Origin of the sequence: Actinobacillus porcitonsillarum, assembly GCF_003101015.1 — a bacterium.
GTDB lineage: Bacteria > Pseudomonadota > Gammaproteobacteria > Enterobacterales > Pasteurellaceae > Haemophilus_A > Haemophilus_A porcitonsillarum.
This window is the reverse complement of the sequence record NZ_CP029206.1, coordinates 1,393,236-1,410,514: the sequence shown is the minus strand read 5'-3', so window position 1 is coordinate 1,410,514 and position 17,279 is coordinate 1,393,236. Positions and strand designations below refer to the sequence as shown.

General features: G+C 38.9%; 19 protein-coding genes. 11 read left to right on the top strand and 8 right to left on the bottom strand.

Annotated features, from left to right (window positions below):
* Positions 1–73: 73 nt before the first annotated feature.
* Positions 74–622 (bottom strand): CDP-diacylglycerol--glycerol-3-phosphate 3-phosphatidyltransferase, encoded by a 549-nt coding sequence (gene pgsA / locus DDU33_RS06905; protein WP_005820829.1) that lies wholly within the window; start codon positions 620–622, stop codon positions 74–76.
* 165 nt (positions 623–787) lie between these two features.
* Here pgsA and DDU33_RS06900 point away from each other — a divergent pair, with 165 nt between their 5' ends.
* The 8 genes from DDU33_RS06900 (at position 788) to modB (ending at position 7,900) form a co-directional block, all read left to right on the top strand.
* Positions 788–1,453 carry a Bax inhibitor-1 family protein gene (locus DDU33_RS06900; RefSeq protein ID WP_005820827.1) on the top strand — a complete coding sequence of 222 codons (666 nt, stop codon included), beginning with the start codon at positions 788–790 and terminating at the stop codon, positions 1,451–1,453.
* A 46-nt stretch (positions 1,454–1,499) separates the two neighbouring features.
* A complete protein-coding gene (locus tag DDU33_RS06895; protein WP_108923996.1) occupies positions 1,500–1,835 on the top strand; it encodes a TusE/DsrC/DsvC family sulfur relay protein in 336 nt (111 codons plus the stop codon).
* A gap of 132 nt (positions 1,836–1,967) precedes the next feature.
* Positions 1,968–2,507, top strand: a complete 540-nt coding sequence (apt, locus tag DDU33_RS06890; protein WP_108923994.1) for an adenine phosphoribosyltransferase — start codon at positions 1,968–1,970, stop codon at positions 2,505–2,507.
* Positions 2,508–2,518: 11 nt separating this feature from the next.
* Positions 2,519–4,609 carry a DNA polymerase III subunit gamma/tau gene (dnaX, locus tag DDU33_RS06885; protein WP_108923992.1) on the top strand — a complete coding sequence of 697 codons (2,091 nt, stop codon included), beginning with the start codon at positions 2,519–2,521 and terminating at the stop codon, positions 4,607–4,609.
* A gap of 4 nt (positions 4,610–4,613) precedes the next feature.
* Entirely contained in the window at positions 4,614–5,522 is a 909-nt protein-coding gene (locus DDU33_RS06880) for an ABC transporter ATP-binding protein (protein WP_108923990.1), read from the top strand.
* Between the two features lies 1 nt (position 5,523).
* On the top strand, positions 5,524–6,285 hold the full coding sequence (locus DDU33_RS06875; protein WP_108923988.1) for an ABC transporter permease: 762 nt from the start codon (positions 5,524–5,526) through the stop codon (positions 6,283–6,285).
* Positions 6,286–6,377: 92 nt separating this feature from the next.
* Positions 6,378–7,142, top strand: a complete 765-nt coding sequence (gene modA, locus DDU33_RS06870) for a molybdate ABC transporter substrate-binding protein (RefSeq protein WP_108923986.1) — start codon at positions 6,378–6,380, stop codon at positions 7,140–7,142.
* A gap of 62 nt (positions 7,143–7,204) precedes the next feature.
* Positions 7,205–7,900 (top strand): molybdate ABC transporter permease subunit, encoded by a 696-nt coding sequence (gene modB, locus DDU33_RS06865; protein WP_108923984.1) that lies wholly within the window; start codon positions 7,205–7,207, stop codon positions 7,898–7,900.
* A gap of 63 nt (positions 7,901–7,963) precedes the next feature.
* Here modB and DDU33_RS06860 read toward each other — a convergent pair whose 3' ends face one another.
* Positions 7,964–9,049 (bottom strand): 5-methyltetrahydropteroyltriglutamate--homocysteine S-methyltransferase, encoded by a 1,086-nt coding sequence (locus tag DDU33_RS06860; RefSeq protein ID WP_005820813.1) that lies wholly within the window; start codon positions 9,047–9,049, stop codon positions 7,964–7,966.
* Between the two features lie 276 nt (positions 9,050–9,325).
* Between DDU33_RS06860 and DDU33_RS06855 the strand changes: the two genes are divergently transcribed.
* Positions 9,326–10,300 carry an IS30-like element ISApl1 family transposase gene (locus tag DDU33_RS06855; protein ID WP_012478345.1) on the top strand — a complete coding sequence of 325 codons (975 nt, stop codon included), beginning with the start codon at positions 9,326–9,328 and terminating at the stop codon, positions 10,298–10,300.
* Positions 10,301–10,317: 17 nt separating this feature from the next.
* Here DDU33_RS06855 and pyrE read toward each other — a convergent pair whose 3' ends face one another.
* The gene (gene pyrE, locus DDU33_RS06850) at positions 10,318–10,959 is read right to left on the bottom strand and encodes an orotate phosphoribosyltransferase (protein WP_108923982.1); all 642 of its coding nucleotides are present in this window, start codon (positions 10,957–10,959) and stop codon (positions 10,318–10,320) included.
* Between the two features lie 62 nt (positions 10,960–11,021).
* Positions 11,022–11,864, bottom strand: a complete 843-nt coding sequence (locus tag DDU33_RS06845) for a 23S rRNA (adenine(2030)-N(6))-methyltransferase RlmJ (protein ID WP_005820809.1) — start codon at positions 11,862–11,864, stop codon at positions 11,022–11,024.
* 87 nt (positions 11,865–11,951) lie between these two features.
* On the opposite strand from DDU33_RS06845, the gene ampD reads away from it, so the two are divergent.
* Together ampD and ruvX are read left to right on the top strand one after the other, a co-directional pair.
* Positions 11,952–12,512: a 1,6-anhydro-N-acetylmuramyl-L-alanine amidase AmpD gene (gene ampD, locus DDU33_RS06840; protein ID WP_108923980.1), complete on the top strand. Its 561-nt coding sequence runs from the start codon at positions 11,952–11,954 to the stop codon at positions 12,510–12,512.
* A complete protein-coding gene (gene ruvX / locus DDU33_RS06835) occupies positions 12,509–12,931 on the top strand; it encodes a Holliday junction resolvase RuvX (protein ID WP_005820805.1) in 423 nt (140 codons plus the stop codon). The genes ampD and ruvX overlap by 4 nt, the downstream gene beginning before the upstream one ends.
* Before the next feature lie 61 nt (positions 12,932–12,992).
* On the opposite strand, the gene DDU33_RS06830 is transcribed toward ruvX, so the two are convergent.
* From DDU33_RS06830 to hemC, 4 genes are read right to left on the bottom strand one after another with little or no spacing between them, the layout of a single operon-like run.
* Entirely contained in the window at positions 12,993–14,243 is a 1,251-nt protein-coding gene (locus tag DDU33_RS06830) for a heme biosynthesis protein HemY (protein ID WP_108923978.1), read from the bottom strand.
* Between the two features lie 9 nt (positions 14,244–14,252).
* Positions 14,253–15,539, bottom strand: coding sequence for a uroporphyrinogen-III C-methyltransferase (locus tag DDU33_RS06825; RefSeq protein ID WP_005820801.1), 1,287 nt, complete (start codon positions 15,537–15,539; stop codon positions 14,253–14,255).
* Between the two features lie 45 nt (positions 15,540–15,584).
* Complete coding sequence (locus tag DDU33_RS06820; protein ID WP_108923976.1) at positions 15,585–16,337, bottom strand: uroporphyrinogen-III synthase; 753 nt, start codon at positions 16,335–16,337, stop codon at positions 15,585–15,587.
* A gap of 2 nt (positions 16,338–16,339) precedes the next feature.
* Entirely contained in the window at positions 16,340–17,266 is a 927-nt protein-coding gene (hemC, locus tag DDU33_RS06815; protein ID WP_108923974.1) for a hydroxymethylbilane synthase, read from the bottom strand.
* Positions 17,267–17,279: the final 13 nt, after the last annotated feature.

Sequence of the window (17,279 nt, the reverse complement as noted above, 5' to 3'; positions counted from 1 at the left end):
TGTGTCCGATGAATATCGTTTCTGCGTAAAATAAAGATTAGACGGACACACGCAGTGTGTCCCTACAAAGTATTTAAGATTTTAATAAGCTACCTTTTGAGGCTTGTAGATATTGTAACATCGACCAAATGGTTAAAATCGCTGCGATATAAAGTAAGATAAAGGCAAGAATTTCCATAAATTCACTTTGTCGCCATAGCATACCGCCTAATGCCAACATTTGTGCTGTTGTTTTCACTTTCCCCCAAATAGAAACGGCAACGCTCGCTCTTTCGCCAATTTCAGCCATCCACTCTCTTAATGCAGAAATAATAATTTCTCGCCCGATCATAATGCTTACCGGAATGGTAATCCACCATGTATGGTAATATTCAACCACGCAAACAAAAGCTGCTGCAACAAGTACTTTATCGGCAACGGGATCCAAAAATGCGCCCAATCTCGTGGTTTGATTCCACTTACGGGCTAAATAGCCATCAAATAAATCGGTAATAGAAGCAATAAAGAAAATCAAAGTCGAAATTTCTGGTGCATAAGGGGTTGGCAGATAAAATGCAACGACAAAAAGCGGAATCAGAGCGACCCTAAATAAAGTTAAATAAGTTGGAAAATTCAGTTTCATTGTTGTGGCTTGCAGAAAGAAAATTTATGGGAAGAGTTTATCACATTTTAAACTGATTTTTCGATTGACTTTACGTGAAATTACAGATAATTTTGCACTTGATTTATGGTTTTTCGTCCATAAATAGCAAATGAATTTTTGACTTTCCGTTTCTTAGGAGAATATATGGAAAATCGTTTAACACAGGGCTATGCTCGTAGTGAATCTTTAATCAGCACACACAAAGTGTTGCGTAACACCTATCTTTTATTAGGTATGACACTCACTTTCTCTGCGGTAGTTGCTTTTATTGCAATGACAATGAATGCACCTGCGCTACCTTGGTGGGGATTATTAGTAGGTTTTTATGGCTTATTATTTTTAACCAATGCAACCGCAAATAGTGGTGCGGGTATTTTAAGTGTATTTGCCTTAACCGGCTTCTTAGGTTATACCCTTGGTCCTATTTTAAATCGTTATTTAGGTGCAGGATTAGGCGATGTTGTGGCGCTTGCATTAGGTGCAACCGCATTAGTATTCTTCGCTTGCTCGGCTTATGTACTGACCACGAAAAAAGATATGTCTTTTTTAGGTGGTATGATGATGGCACTATTTGTTGTGCTTTTAGTTGGCATTATCGCTAATATTTTCCTAGCGATTCCAGCATTAAGTTTAGCGATGAGTGCATTATTTGTTATCTTCTCAAGCGGTGCAATTTTATTAGCAACCAGCAATATTATTCACGGTGGCGAAACTAACTATATTCGTGCAACTGTCGATTTATACGTATCTATTTACAACCTCTTTGTAAGTTTCTTACAAATCTTTGGTGTATTAGGTAGCGATGACTAATCCTTAAATTTTCGGAGAGTGCCACAGCTGTGGCACTTTTTATTTTATGCATACCATTGAGTTAAACCAAACCAACTACCCAACAGATGAAAGTGGCTATCTTAAAAATCTTGATGACTGGTCGGTTGAATTAGCTGAAAAAATTGCCGAAAAAGAGCAAATTCAATTAACGGCAGAACATTGGGAAATTATCTGGTTAGTCCGAGATTTCTATCAAGAATACAAAACTTCGCCGGCAATTCGAATGTTGGTTAAAGCGATGTCGCAAAAATTTGGCGAAGAAAAGGGCAATAGCCGTTACTTACAACGACTGTTTCCTGATGGACCGGCTAAGCAAGCGACAAAAATTGCAGGTTTACCCAAACCGGCTAAATGCTTGTAAACCACGTTGAAAAAATAACCGCTTGGAGATGAAGCGGTTATTTTTTTGAATTTATCAACGATATTCCTTGTTTTTTTGATCATTTTTGTCTAAATTCCTTAAGTTATTTTGTTTTTTATAAAAGGTTAAAAAATGAACCAATTAGATTTAATTAAATCGTCTATCAAATCTATTCCTAACTACCCAAAAGAAGGCATTATTTTCCGTGATATCACGTCATTACTTGAAGTTCCGGCGGCATTCCAAGCAACCATTGATGCGATCGTGGCGGAATTTAAAGATAAAGGCATTACAAAAATTGTAGGCACAGAATCTCGTGGCTTTATTTTTGGTGCACCCGTGGCTTTAGCGTTAGGCGTGCCTTTTGTATTGGTTCGTAAACCGAAAAAACTCCCTCGTGAAGTGATTTCGCAATCTTACGCTTTAGAATATGGCGAAGATACGTTAGAAATTCATACCGATTCAATCAATGCACAAGATAATGTGTTAATGATTGATGACTTATTGGCAACCGGCGGCACTATTGATGCCACTGCAAAACTCATTCGTCGTTTAGGTGGTAAAGTAGAGCACGCTGCTTTCGTGATTTGGTTACCTGATTTAGGTGGTAAAGAACGCTTAGAGCAAGAAGGTATTAACTCTTTCACTTTAGTGAGCTTTGAAGGTCATTAATTTTCCAAAATATGAGTTATCAAGTTTTAGCCCGTAAATGGCGCCCACAACGTTTTTCTGAAGTTGTTGGACAGCAACATGTTTTATCTGCCCTCGAAAATGGTTTACGAGAAGGCAGGCTTCATCACGCTTATCTTTTTTCAGGTACTCGTGGTGTCGGCAAAACCTCTATTGCTCGTTTATTTGCCAAGGGACTAAACTGCGAAACCGGTATTACGGCTACGCCTTGCGGAGAATGTGCTAACTGTAAAGCCATTGAAGAAGGGCGTTTTATTGATCTGATTGAGATTGATGCGGCTTCACGTACCAAAGTTGAAGATACTCGTGAATTATTAGATAACGTTCAATACAAACCTACCGTTGGGCGTTTTAAGGTTTACCTGATTGACGAAGTGCATATGCTCTCTCGTCATAGCTTCAATGCGTTATTAAAAACCCTTGAAGAGCCTCCTGAATATGTCAAATTTTTGCTGGCAACCACAGATCCACAAAAATTACCGATTACGATCCTCTCTCGCTGTATGCAATTTCATTTGCGTGCGCTCGATCAAACGCAAATTGCTCATCATTTAGAATTTATCTTAAAAGAAGAGCAAATCCCCTATGAAACGGCGGCTATCGAAAAATTAGCAAAAGCGGCTGAAGGTAGTATTCGAGATTCACTCAGTCTAACTGATCAGGCTATTGCTGTAAGTAATGCCAATATAACGCTTTCTGCGGTCAGCCAAATGCTTGGGCTAATTGATGATCATCAACCGCTTGAGCTGATTATGGCACTTGCTAATGCTGATGGCGAAAAAGTTATGGCTGTTATCCAAAACGTAGCCGAAAAAGGGGTAGATTGGAACCAACTCCTTAACGATGTTGCAGATGTGCTACATCAAATTGCTATGTTACAATTGGTCAAATCTGCCGAGCAAGAAGAGAGTGCAATCCATTTTCTTGCCAAACAAATGGCACCGGAGGATATCCAATTCTTCTACCAAGTGATTTTAATGGGCAAAAAAGAACTTCCTCTCGCCCCTGAACAGCGTTCAGGTGTTGAGATGACATTCTTACGAGCATTGGCTTTCCACCCTAAGCGTACAGAAGCCATTAACCTGAATGTTGCGCCTCAGCAAACTCAAAGCAGCGTTGCACCACAACAAATTACTCAACAACCGACACGTACTACACAGGATAACATAGCTCAATTACGTGAGCGTTTAGCGAAAGAGTCTTCGCCAAAACAAGCGGTTCAAAATAATGAACATATTGCAAAAGCATCGCAAAACCCGACCGCTTCATCAAATGTAAGTGCGCCGATTTCAACTGAAATGCCAGCGCAAGGCGTTTCAGCTGCATTGGCCGCAATGCAGGCTCGTAAACAGTTACAAGAAACGCAAGCTCAGCTCGATCAAACAGAAAAAAAAAAGCCTGAGTTAGTTTCACCTAAACCAATCAATACGAATAAGCAACCGGCTAATCTTCAAGAACGTTTTATGAATTTAGCCGTTGCACAACAACAAGCAACGCAAGAAAAAGCGAACGCTAAACCGGTTGCGATCGCTAAGCCAACAAGCGATGAAGAATATCGCTGGACTTGGCTTAATCCCGAATTAGAAAATCAAGACGAAAGTGCTAAACCTTCTGATATCAAACAAGCGATTTTACAAGAAAGAACGCCTGAGCTGGTTGAAAAAACAATCTCACTCTCTTGTGAACAAGATAAATGGTGTAAATTAGTCAATGAATTAGCATTAGGCGGATTATCTCGTCAGCTTGCCTTAAATAGCTATTTAAGTGATACCCAAAATAACGAATTACATTTAGTACTCAAACCAGCTATGGCACATTTAGACAATCTGGAATCTCGTCAAAGCCTTGCAACAGCATTATTAGAAAAGGGCTTTACTTATCAATTAACGCTTGGCGAAAGTGCTGAAAACAAAACGCCCCTTGAAATTCGCCGAGCTATTTTTGAACAATTAACCGTAGATGCTAAAAATGCGCTTTTTTCAGATGAAAAGCTAATGTTACTCAGACAAGCATTTGATGCTGAAATCGATGAATCTACCATTCGTGCCGTTGCTAATCCAAAGGCACATATAAAAACAAAGTAAAGCTATGTACGCATTAGAAATCCAAAATTTGGTAAAGACTTACCCGACTGGTGTTCAGGCAGTAAAAGGCATTGATCTTATCGTTGAACAAGGCGATTTTTATGCGCTCCTCGGACATAATGGCGCAGGGAAATCAACGACTATCGGTATTATTAGCTCCTTAGTGAATAAAACCAGCGGTACGGTCAAGGTTTTTGGCTACGACCTAGATAACCAAAAAGTGCAATTAAAGCAACAAATTGGCTTAGTTCCTCAAGAGTTTAATTTTAACCAGTTTGAGAAAGTAATTGATGTACTCACTCAACAAGCCGGTTTCTATGGTATTCCACTGAAGGAAGCCTTAATCCGTGCTGAAAAATGGCTGAAAAAGCTCGACTTATGGGAAAAACGTCATCATCTTACCCGAGAACTTTCCGGCGGTATGAAAAGACGAGTGATGATTGCCCGAGCGTTAATGCACCAACCAAAACTTCTCATACTTGATGAACCAACAGCAGGGGTCGATATTGAACTTCGCCGTTCGCTTTGGGATTTTCTTCGAGAACTCAATCAACAAGGCACAACCATTATTCTGACGACCCATTATTTGGAAGAAGCGGAAAATTTATGCCGTAATATCGGCATTATTCAAAATGGAAAACTCATTGAAAATACTTCGATGAAAACCCTGCTCTCTAAATTGGAAACTGAAACTTTTGTGCTGGATTTGCAACATTCAGAGAAAAATCAACCGCTTGTCATTGAGCATTATCAATATCAATGGTTAGATGAAAATACAATTGAAGTTGAAGTTAAACGTAAACAAGGTTTAACTAATCTCTTCCAGCAGCTGGCTCAACATAATATTGAAGTGTTAAGCATGCGAAATAAATCCAACCGCTTGGAAGAGCTTTTTATGAAAATGGCAAACTAATATGAATTTAACAGGCTTTTTAACCCTTGCAACCAAAGAATCTCGCCGAGTACTACGTATTTGGAAGCAAACGCTCGTCCCTCCAATTATTACAACCACACTCTATTTTTTGATTTTTGGGAAATTGATTGGTGGGCGAATCGGCGATATGCACGGCGTCAGCTATATGCAATTTATCGCGCCCGGTTTAGTGATGATGACAGCAATTACAGCTTCTTACGTTAATACCGCGTCCTCTTTCTTTTTAGGCAAATTTACCAAAACCTACGAAGAATTACTCGTTTCGCCGCTTTCTAGCCACGATATTATTTGGGGATATGTTGCAGGGAGCATAATGCGTGGCGGCTTGGCTGGTATTCTCGTGATGTTAGTTGCTCTTTGTTTTGTGTCATTTGATATTCATTCTTGGGCAATTATTCTGATTACCTTATTACTCACAACAATCAGCTTTGCTTTAGGCGGCTTAATCAATGCGATTTTTGCGAAATCTTTTGACGATGTTGGGTTAATTCCAACCTTTGTATTGACACCTCTAACCTATTTAGGTGGTGTATTTTATTCGATTTCGCTTTTACCTGAATTCTGGCAACAGGTATCTAAATTCAATCCAATTGTCTATATGATCAACGGCTTCCGTTACGGTTTTTTAGGCATTAGTGATGTTCCTGTCATTTATACATTTATCGTATTGGGTTGTTTTACAATTGTGTTATACTGGGTTGCCTTCTCACTGATTGAGAAGGGGGTAGGATTACGTTCCTAATTTCATTGCCACGGATTGCACGAGAGAGATTTTGCCAAATTAGGATTATCTTGCCCGTTGTTCTCTCGTGCCAATTATTTAAGGAACTTAGTATGAAAAAAACATTAACCACACTTGCTTTGACAAGTGCTTTTGCCTTACTTTCAACCACCGCTTCTGCAGAAAATATTACCGTATTCGCAGCGGCTTCTATGACTAACGTTTTGCAAGAAATCAATAAAGATTTCGAACAAAAATATCCTCAAGATAAAGTTACCTTCTCTTTTGCTTCTTCTTCTGTTTTAGCTAAACAAATTGAACAAGATGCGCCTGCCGATGTGTTTATTTCCGCAGATACGAAATGGATGGACTACGTTAAAGAAAAACAACCAAGCAAAACCCAAAATGTTGAAGTATTAGTCAAAAATGATCTTGTACTTATTGCACCTATTTCCAGCAAAATTCAAGCTGAGAATATTCAATCTGTGAATTTCAGCAAAGAATTAGCCGACAGCTATCTTTCTGTGGGCGATCCAGATCACGTTCCGGCAGGTAAATATGCGAAGAAAGCACTTGAATACTACAAAGTATGGGGCGATGTTGAAAACAAACTTGCTCGAGCGAAAAATGTGCGAGATGCGTTATCTTTTGTTGAACGCAATGAAGCGCCTTTAGGTATTGTTTATTCGACGGATGCAAAAGTATCCGCAGATAAAGTGAAAATTGTAGCGGTGTTCCCTCAAGAGAGCTATGGCGAAGTGGTTTACCCTGCAGCAACCACTAGTAGCAAGCCTGAAGCGAAGAAATTTTTAGATTTTTTAAAAACCCCTGAAGCTAAAGCAAAATTTGAAGCTGCCGGTTTCTACCCTGTTCAATAATCTCAACAAATACAAGCGGTCGTAATCTTAAAATATTTTACGACCGCTTGCTTGGTTTTCTGATGATGACATTTTCACAACAAGAACTCAATGCCATTTTCTTGAGTTTAAAAGTCGCTTCTATTGCGATTATCCTAGCCTTACCTTTTGCGATCTGGATTGCTTGGCTTCTCTCCCGTAAAAATTTCTGGGGGAAAAATTTACTCAATGGCATCGTGCATTTACCCTTGGTACTTCCCCCAGTCGTAATTGGCTATCTACTTTTAATCTCAATGGCAAAACGAGGCGTTATTGGGCAATACCTATGGGAGTGGTTTCACTTTTCGTTTAGCTTTTCTTGGAAAGGAGCGGTATTAGCCTCAATGGTTATGGCATTTCCGCTTATGGTTCGTTCTATCCGCTTAGCCTTTGATGCGATTGATCCTAAGCTGGAACAAGCAGCCAGAACCTTAGGCGCAACGCCGATTAAGGTCTTTTTTACCCTTAATCTTCCCCTTTCATTTTCGGGAATTATTGCCGGTGCGGTGTTAGGTTTTGCCCGTTCGCTAGGTGAATTTGGTGCAACAATTACCTTTGTCTCCAATATACCAAATCAAACACAAACCATTCCGGCTGCATTATTTACCTTTATCGAGACGCCAAACGGTGAACTTGCCGCCGCACGCCTTTGTGCTGTTGCTATTGCGATTTCGCTATTGGCACTTTTTCTTTCCGAATGGTTGGCTGAACGCCAGAAAAAATATGCAAAAATAAGCTAAAAAAAAGACCGCTTGTCGTTCTGCTCTGCACTCCACAAGCGGTCTTTTTTATTACTCTTTTAACTAATCTTCGCCCCAAATTTCTTTAGCAATTTCTTCCACATGGCGGACTTTTGCCCATTGTTGGGCTTCGGTCATAATATTTCCTTCTTCAGTAGATGCAAAGCCACATTGTGGACTTAAGCAAAGTTGCTCTAATGGCACGTATTTTGCCGCTTCCAAAATACGGGCTTTAATTTGTTCTTTATCTTCAAGTTCAGGGAATTTAGAACTGATTAAGCCTAATACAACTCGCCCTTTATTATTAGCAAAATGTTTGAGAGGCTCAAAACCGCCGGAACGTTCATCATCATATTCAAGGAAATAGCCATCATAATTGGTTTGGGCAAATAACCCATCAGCAATAGGATCGTAAGCTCCGCTTAGAAGATAAGAAGATTTATAGTTACCACGGCAAACGTGTGTTGTAATGGTTAAATCTGCCGGTTTATCGGCTAAAATAGCCTGAATGTTTGCCACCGCTTGTGCTTTATCGGCTTCAAAAGTCGGTTGCTGGTAATTGTTACAAAGTGAACCCCAGTAAACATCGTCAATTTGTAAATAACGACAACCGGCTTCATAAAATGCTTTAATTGCCTCTTTATAAGCTTGCTGTACATCTTTGGCAAATTCTTCACGTGTTGCATAAACACCGGTATCCCATTGAATTGGGTACATCAATTGATTTGGGCTCGGAATAGTAAATTTCGCCACAGCTCGCCCTGCAACAATCGCATTAAACTTTTTAAAATGCGCAATAAAAGGGTGATTTGGATTCCAAGAAACTTTACCACAACAACGAGTATTATAAGGACGAACCTCTACACCTTTAAATGCATAGGCTTTTTCTGGCACATAACCTTCAATGCCGTTTAAATTTTCTAAGAAATCAATATGCCACCAAGAGCGATGAAATTCACCATCGGTAACCACCTGAATTCCGGCGGCTAATTGTGCTTCAACTAAATTTTTAACCTCTTGCTCAACAATTTCATCACGGGCTTCTAATGAAATTTTACCTGCTTTATAGTCTGCATGAGCCTGTTTCCAAGCATCTGTACGTAAATACGATCCAACGGTATCTGCATGTAAAGGTAATGTTTTAGCCATTTTATTCTCCTTATTATTGGTTTAATTTTGTGTCTTTAATCCTAAGGGAATCTTTTCACTTCGGCAATAAAAAGGCTATATTTAGCCGCTGAATTATTTTCCTTTTTAATATGAATGAATTTCATATTGTAAAAAAGATAAAAAAATAACCGCTTGTTTAAATTATAGAAACAAGCGGTTATTTTATTAGGCTGAATTTACAATCCAAGTGCAACAAAAAAAGAAGTACTCATCAACTAGAATATAATTTTGTTTCCACACAAAAACCACTTCCAAATGATGAGTACTTCCTACCGACATCTTACAATAAACGAGCGAGAAAAGATAATGATTTTACTCGCACAGGGCAAAAAACAAGCAGAAATTGCCAAAGCACTGGGACGTAGCTCCAGCACCATTTCTCGCGAGCTGAAACGACACGCTCTAGAAAGCTACAGTGCAACGAACGCACAAAACAGCTATTTGAAGCATCGTCAAAATAGCAAAGCACAGCGCAAATTAGAGCAGCCTGAATATTTCAATTTGGTGCAAGAAAAGTTTCTGACAGAAAACTGGTCGCCCGAACAAATCAGCGCACGATTAAAATTGGAAAAATCTGAATTATCCATTAGTTATTCAACCATTTATCGTGGTATTTATTCAGGGTTGTTTGATATAGGCGAACGCAAAGCCAGTCGCAAACTGCGCCACAAAGGCAAAACACGGCATACAAAAAATCATCATGAAAAACGTGGCAAAATTCAGATATCCAACCATTTGAACGACCGTCCCATTTCGGCGCAAAATCGCAGTCGCTTTGGACATTGGGAAGCCGATACCGTACTGGGTAAAGCGGGTGGAGCTTGTTTGCTGACGCTGACGGAACGCAAAAGTCGTTTTGAGTTGGTGAAGAAAATTCCTGCCAAAAAAGCCGAAGCAGTCCAAAAAGCCATGATTGAATTGCTGGATTCACATATATTGCGGTCAATTACGCCAGACCGTGGTAAAGAATTTGCCCAACATCGTTTGGTAACAGAAGCACTGGGTGTAGAATTTTACTTCCCCGAGCCGCATCAACCGTGGACACGGGGAACGAATGAAAATACAAATGGGTTACTTCGTGAATACTTTCCGAAGCACCAAGACATCAATCAGTGGAGCGAAGTTGATATTCAACAGGTGATCAATAAACTGAATTTACGACCACGTAAATGTTTAGGTTGGAAAACACCTTATGAAGTTTACTTCAAAAAATCGTTGCACTTGGTTTGACAATTCAAGAGTCATGATTACACGCCATATTGCTCACGATAAGCTCGCATTGAAGCCAAATAAGGGGCATATTTATCTGATTTTTCAATAAATTGAACTAAATCATCAAAATCAATAATGGAAAAGACTTTGCAACCATAATCACGTTCAACTTCTTGAATAGCAGAGAGTTCGCCTTTGCCTTTCTCTTTACGGTTTAACGCAATCATCACACCTGCAAGGGTTGCATTATTAGCATTGATAATTTCCATTGACTCACGGATTGCCGTACCTGCAGTAATGACGTCATCCACCAACAGAATTTTTCCGTTTAATGGGCTACCAATCAAATTTCCGCCTTCGCCGTGATCTTTCGCTTCTTTACGGTTAAAACAGCAAGGTTTATCCACATTAAACTGATTTGCTAAAGCAACAGCGACAGTTGTTGCAATTGGAATCCCTTTATAGGCTGGTCCGAATAATACGTCATAATCAATTTGGCTGGCTTGAATAGCCTGAGCGTAGTATTCACCTAATTTTGCTAAATCACGCCCAGTATTAAATAATCCGGCATTAAAGAAATAAGGGCTCTGTCTGCCGGATTTTAAAGTAAATTCGCCAAATTTTAAGACATTACGGCTTAGTGCAAATTCAATAAAATCGTGTTTGTATTGTTCCATTGTTTTCTTCCCAAAATTGCAAAATATTGATTAAAAATAACCGCTTATTAAAATAATCATGTTTATTCAGGCGTAATCCATTCAACCGTCCAACTACCAGTACCTTCTGGCACAAGCACTTCGGTTAAATATGGCAAGATTTTTTTCATTTGAGCTTCTAGTTGCCAAGGTGGATTGATCACAATCATACCGCTTGCCGTCATGCCTCGTTGATCTGAATCAGGACGTACCGCTAACTCTATTTGTAAAATTTTACGAATTCCTGTGTTTTGCAAGCCACGAACAATTCTTTTGGTATGCTGGCGTAACACCACAGGATACCAAATTGCATAGGTTCCTGTAGCAAAGCGTTTGTAGCCTTCTTCAATCGCTTTTACCACTAACTCGTAATCTTCTTTCAGTTCATAAGGGGGATCAATCAGCACAAAACCACGGCGTTCTTTCGGTGGTAATGCCGATTTCAATTGTTGGAAACCATTTTCTCGCTTCGTTACTACATTTTTGGCTTTCGCAAATTCTTGGCGTAGCAGTGGAAAATCATTGGGGTGTAATTCCGTAAGAATCGCACGATCTTGCTCTCTAAGTTGTTGCACCGCTAATAATGGCGAACCTGCATAATACTTTAATTTTTCGCCACGATTAATTTTCTTTAACTCATCAATATAAAGCGCAACTTCTTCAGGGAGATCATTTCGTTCCCATAAACGAGCAACCCCTTCTAAATATTCCCCTGTTTTTTCTGACTCGGCACTCAATAAACTATAACGACCTACACCAGAGTGTGTATCTAAATAGAGAAAACCTTTCTCTTTCTGTTTTAATGATTGCAAAATAAGGAGTTGCACAATGTGTTTTAAAACATCGGCGTGATTTCCAGCGTGAAAGCTGTGGCGGTAACTTAACATACAAATTCTCTTTTTACTGTTATCGCTGTATAAGCGGTAAAATTTTGCTAAAATTCTACCATAAATCCCTTATGCAACGAGAAGAAAATGCAAATAAAAGATGGTGTTCTTACTGAACATAGGCAAGTCGCCTCCCCTCATTTTAATGAGCGACCTGATCCCAAAGATATTTCACTCTTAGTGATTCATTATATTAGCTTACCACCTGAACAATTTGGCGAAAATTTTATCGATCTCTTTTTCCAAGGGAAATTAGATCCCAATGTGCATCCTTATTTTCAAGAAATCAAAGATCTCCGAGTTTCTGCTCATTGCTTAATCAATCGTCAAGGTGAAGTTACGCAATATGTTAATTTCAACCAGATGGCGTGGCATGCAGGTTTATCTTGCTTTGAAAGACGTGAGAAATGTAATGAATTTTCAATCGGCATTGAATTAGAGGGTTCGAATAACCAACCTTTTACAGAAGCACAATATCAAACTTTGGCAAAATTAACTCGTACTATTCAAGCGGAATATCCATTGATTACGGATTATCGAATTACCGGACATCAGCATATTTCCCCTGGTAGAAAGCAAGATCCCGGTCGTTATTTTGCATGGGATTATTATCATTTATTATTAAAAAAAGAGGAATTAAAGCGATGACAAAAACGGTTCTTGCTTTTGATTTTGGCACTTACAGTATTGGTTGTGCTGTTGGGCAAAGTATTACCGGCACCGCACAAGGCTTACCCGCATTTAAAGCACAAGACGGTATTCCGGACTGGGCACAAATTGAAAAAGTTATTCAAGAATGGCAACCCGATGTATTAGTTGTCGGATTACCTCTCAATATGGATGGAACGGAGCAACCCCTTACGCAACGTGCTAAAAAGTTCGCTAACCGATTAAATGGGCGATTTAATTTACCCGTTGAGTTGCAAGATGAACGCTTAACCACCGTAGAAGCTAAAGCTGAAATTTTTTCCCGAGGTGGCTATAAAGCATTAAAAAAAGGCAAAGTCGATGCCATTTCAGCTTGCTTAATTTTAGAAAGTTGGTTTGAAAACCAAACTGGCTATTAGTCAATAAACGAAAAGCCGTTTTACACAAAAGTATAAAACGGCTTTTTTCTATGGATTAAACCTAATTATCAGTATGCTCAATCAATGCAACCACAGGCTCTTGACTTGCATCTTTCAAATTAACTTCTTTTAAGTTAATTTGGCGAATACGTTCTGCTAATGCAAGGTCTCCCGTACGCTCTGCCACATAAAGCGCCATGATACGGTCATTTGCAATGCACTCTTCGTGGTCAAGCAAGATAATAAACTGCGCTTTAGATTGTTCAAATCGTCCTTCGCGCGCATAAATATAGCCTAATGCTCTCGCATAATCATCCGTATATTTTGTTTCCGCTTTTGAAGCACGTTTTGCTAACACTTTAACTAATTTAGCATTTTCATCAATTTGTAAGCGAGTAAGTTGTTCAAATAATGGAACAAGTTGCTCATCTTCGTATTTTTTCAAGGTTTCTAATGCCAACTCTTGTGCTGATTCATGATCATCACTATCAATCAAGCGTTTGATTAAGCCAACACGTGCATAAACCGATTTACGGCGGCGACTTGGTTGTTCCTCCCACCAACGTAATAAGCCATCTTGTCCGGTTTCATTCATAACTTCATCAAGTAATCCATCATCGACAAAATGTTCTAACATTTCATATTCTTCAGTTGATAAGAAACTACGTTGACCAATTGCTTCTAAAATACTATCTAAAGCAATGTATGCTTTTGAATCTTGGTAAATACGGATTGCTAAACGCAATACTTCTGTATTATTCGGAGCTAATTCAAGCAAGCTATCAATTGCACTACGTGCTGCCGGTAATTTGCCTTGTTGAACTAAAATTTTCGCTCGAGCTAATTCCACCGCAACATTATTCATGCCACCTAATTTGCTTGCTTCAATTAAATATCGATTTGCTTCAAAATCATCGCCTCGTTGTTGCGCTGCTTCTGCCGCTTTAATCAGATTTAATACTGGTTCATCTGCATATTTGGCATTTTTACTAAATAATTTTTCAGCTTTGGAATAATCCCCTTCACTCATGCGCATTAAACCTTCTAAGGTTTCTTGCTGAGCATTCTTATGTTTGCGGTTAAAGAACCAATCGTAAGAACCTTTGCTTAAACGGCAAAAACGAGTAATCGCCCATTCAACAGCATATAAAACCGCCATTGCAGATACAAAAAATACCACGAGCATAACTAAACTCATTTCGATAACTTTTGTATCCGTTTCGATACGGACATAACCTTGATGACCTGCCAAATAAGGCCCTGCAATAAGTGCAGCAAGCACTAATAACATTAAGAAAAGAACACGAAACATAGTTGCCTCCTATTGTTGTACCGCAGCAGGTGCTTCTGCCGGTTTATCCGTTGGTGTTGCAACGTCTTCCACTTTAGGGGCTTCAACAGCCGGTTCAACTAATGCTTTTTCTTCTTTAATCTCAATTTTTTCTACTTTTTGAGGTTCTTTCTTCAAAATATCGTTAAGAACAGCGACACTTTGTAATTTTTCAGGTACATCAATGTAAATTGTTTGCTCACTTAATTCATCAAGTGATTTTAAGAAGTTTTTCACATTCTCATTTTGTGTGTCAAAGTAGCTACGAATCCAAGTGCTTACCGCATCTAATGATTTCTTATAGAGCTCATTTTGCTGACGAGGAATCGCTAAAATCGCAATTTGTAAACGTAAACGTATATTTTCTCTTAAATAAACTTCTTGGTTCGGTGCAATAAAGACTTTTTCTTCTGCTTTATTTTTATCGCTCACACGAATAAATTTATCTAAGAAAGAATTTGCTGTTTTTTCAATGTTTTGTTGCCAATCATCAATCGAATCACTGACATTCTCCGAACTTTGATTTTCTTGTGCATCATTATCCACCATTGGCAGATCATCTAAACTATTTGCTAACGTTGTTAAGCGTTGCATTAATGCATTTTGATCCACTTGATTAACATTATTCAAACTTACCAAATCAGCCTTAATCGCATTTCTTACTAAGGTAATTTGTGGATTAGCAATTTTACTTAATACACTATCCGCTTCTAATAATAAACTTTTTGCCGTTTCAACATCCGTATCTACGACTAACTTTCTTACTGCATTATTTAATAAAAAGTTCGCATCTGATAATACCCAAGCACTTGAGTCTACTTGTGGTGCATTATTTCCCAAACGTTGAATTTGAGATTGAAGCCCTACAATTTGGTTCGAATAGGAAGATTGCTCTTGTTCTAATTGGGCAATACGAGCTTGCGCTTTCTCGTAAGCTGTCGCTAACTCATTAATTTGTGCTTTTTCTTTATCAAAAGAAGCCTGCTCTAATGGCGCTTGTTGTGAAGTCTTTTGGGCTAATTGTTGTAGCTGATTTTCTACCTCAACTAATTTTTGTGAACCGAAGTAGTAACCGGCACCACCAATACCTAATGCAACTAATAGGGCCAATAAAGCAATCCCTGTCCCACCTTTTTTAACAATCACTTGTTCAGGTTGTTTTGAAACGGGTTCAGAAGCGGTCGTATTTTCTTCTTGTTTTGCAAGTTCTTCTGCAAAATTTTCTGAAGTTTCAACCGCTTGTTCTACTGTTTCATCAATAACTTTTTTCTTTGACATAATTACCTCTATTTTTAAGGTTGTTCCCACCATTTTATGCGGGAATTATTGCAATTCTGTTAAAACTGCTAGAATTGTTTGATTATCGGCTTTAGGCGATACCACAATTTTATCACTTCCCCAACCACTCTGTTTAGCTATTGTTGCAATACGATGCCCTATAACAATGAGCTTACAGCTGAGAAGCCAGTCTTTATCTTCATCAACCGTATTTTCAATCAACGAAGCCAGTATTTCACTACTTGTTACAATTATCGTATCAATGCCTACTCGTTTTGCTAAACTGAGTTTTTCTGATAAATTTTCAGCACTCGGCACACGGCGATAACACTCTACGTTTTGCACGCTTGCACCACGTTTTACCGCTTCTTTTGCAAAAAATTCTCGACCGGTTTCAGCACGTAGAATAACAATATTTTTCCCCTGAATATTTTGCATTTCAGGTAATTCTAGCAACCCTTCACTATTTTCAAAACAGATCGGATATTTTACCGCTTGTTCGCTTTTACCAGCGAAATAGGTTGCCGTTCTCTGTCCCACAGAAAAATAATGCAAATCTGAACGAAATTTAAAACCTGTTTGTGTCATCGTTTGATGTGCAAAATCTACCGCATTTTTAGAGACCGCAAAAACATAGTCCCCTTCATTAAGTTGGCTAAATAACGAAGGTAGAAGTGGCAACTCTCGCCCACTTTCAATAGTAAAAAGAGGTTGATGAATGGCAAAAATTTGTTGCTGTTGCAATAAATCAACTAACTCTTGTCCTCTTTCATCAGGACGTGTGACTAATATATTCATCTTTAATCAGCATACACTTCGGCTAAAATTTTATCTGCACCTTGTGCCAATAATTTAGTTGCAACCTCAATGCCAAGCTGTTCAGCTTTATCGACCGGCGCAACACCTGAAGCTCGAATAATCGTTGAACCATCTAATGAACCCACTAAGGCATTGAGGGTCAATTCATCATTTTCTAATGTCGCAAAACCACCAATTGGCACTTGGCAGCCCCCTTGCAAATGCGCATTCATCGCCCGTTCAGCAATCACACGATATGCCGTTGGTTGATGATTTAATTTGGCCAAATAGCTCAACACGCGTTGATCATCTAAACGTGTTTCAATACCAACTGCGCCTTGCCCTGCTGCCGGTAATGATTGTTCAACGGAAATAAAACTACGAATACGCTCCGGCATACCTAAACGAATTAATCCGGCTGAAGCTAAAATAATCGCATCGTATTCGCCATTGTCTAATTTACTTAAACGTGTTCCCACATTACCACGTAAAGATTTAATCTCTAAATGCGGATAGGCAGCCATTAGCTGACATTGACGGCGTAAACTCGATGTCCCAACAACCGCACCTTTGGGTAATTCATCTAAACTTTGATATTGATTAGAAACAAAAGCATCACGTGGATCTTCTCGCTCACAAATGACAGCCAATCCTAAACCTTCAGGAAAAGTCATCGGCACATCTTTCATTGAATGAACAGCAATATCTGCTCGATTTTCAAGTAATGCCAATTCTAACTCTTTAACAAAAAGCCCTTTACCACCAATTTTAGCGAGTGGTGTATCTAAAATAATGTCGCCTTTCGTTACCATAGTAACAAGTTCAATTTGCAATTCAGGAAAATGTTTTTCTAATTCCGCCTTAACAAAATTGGCTTGCCATAATGCCAAAGGACTTTGGCGCGTCGCAATGCGTAATGTATCTTTCATTTTATTCTTTATA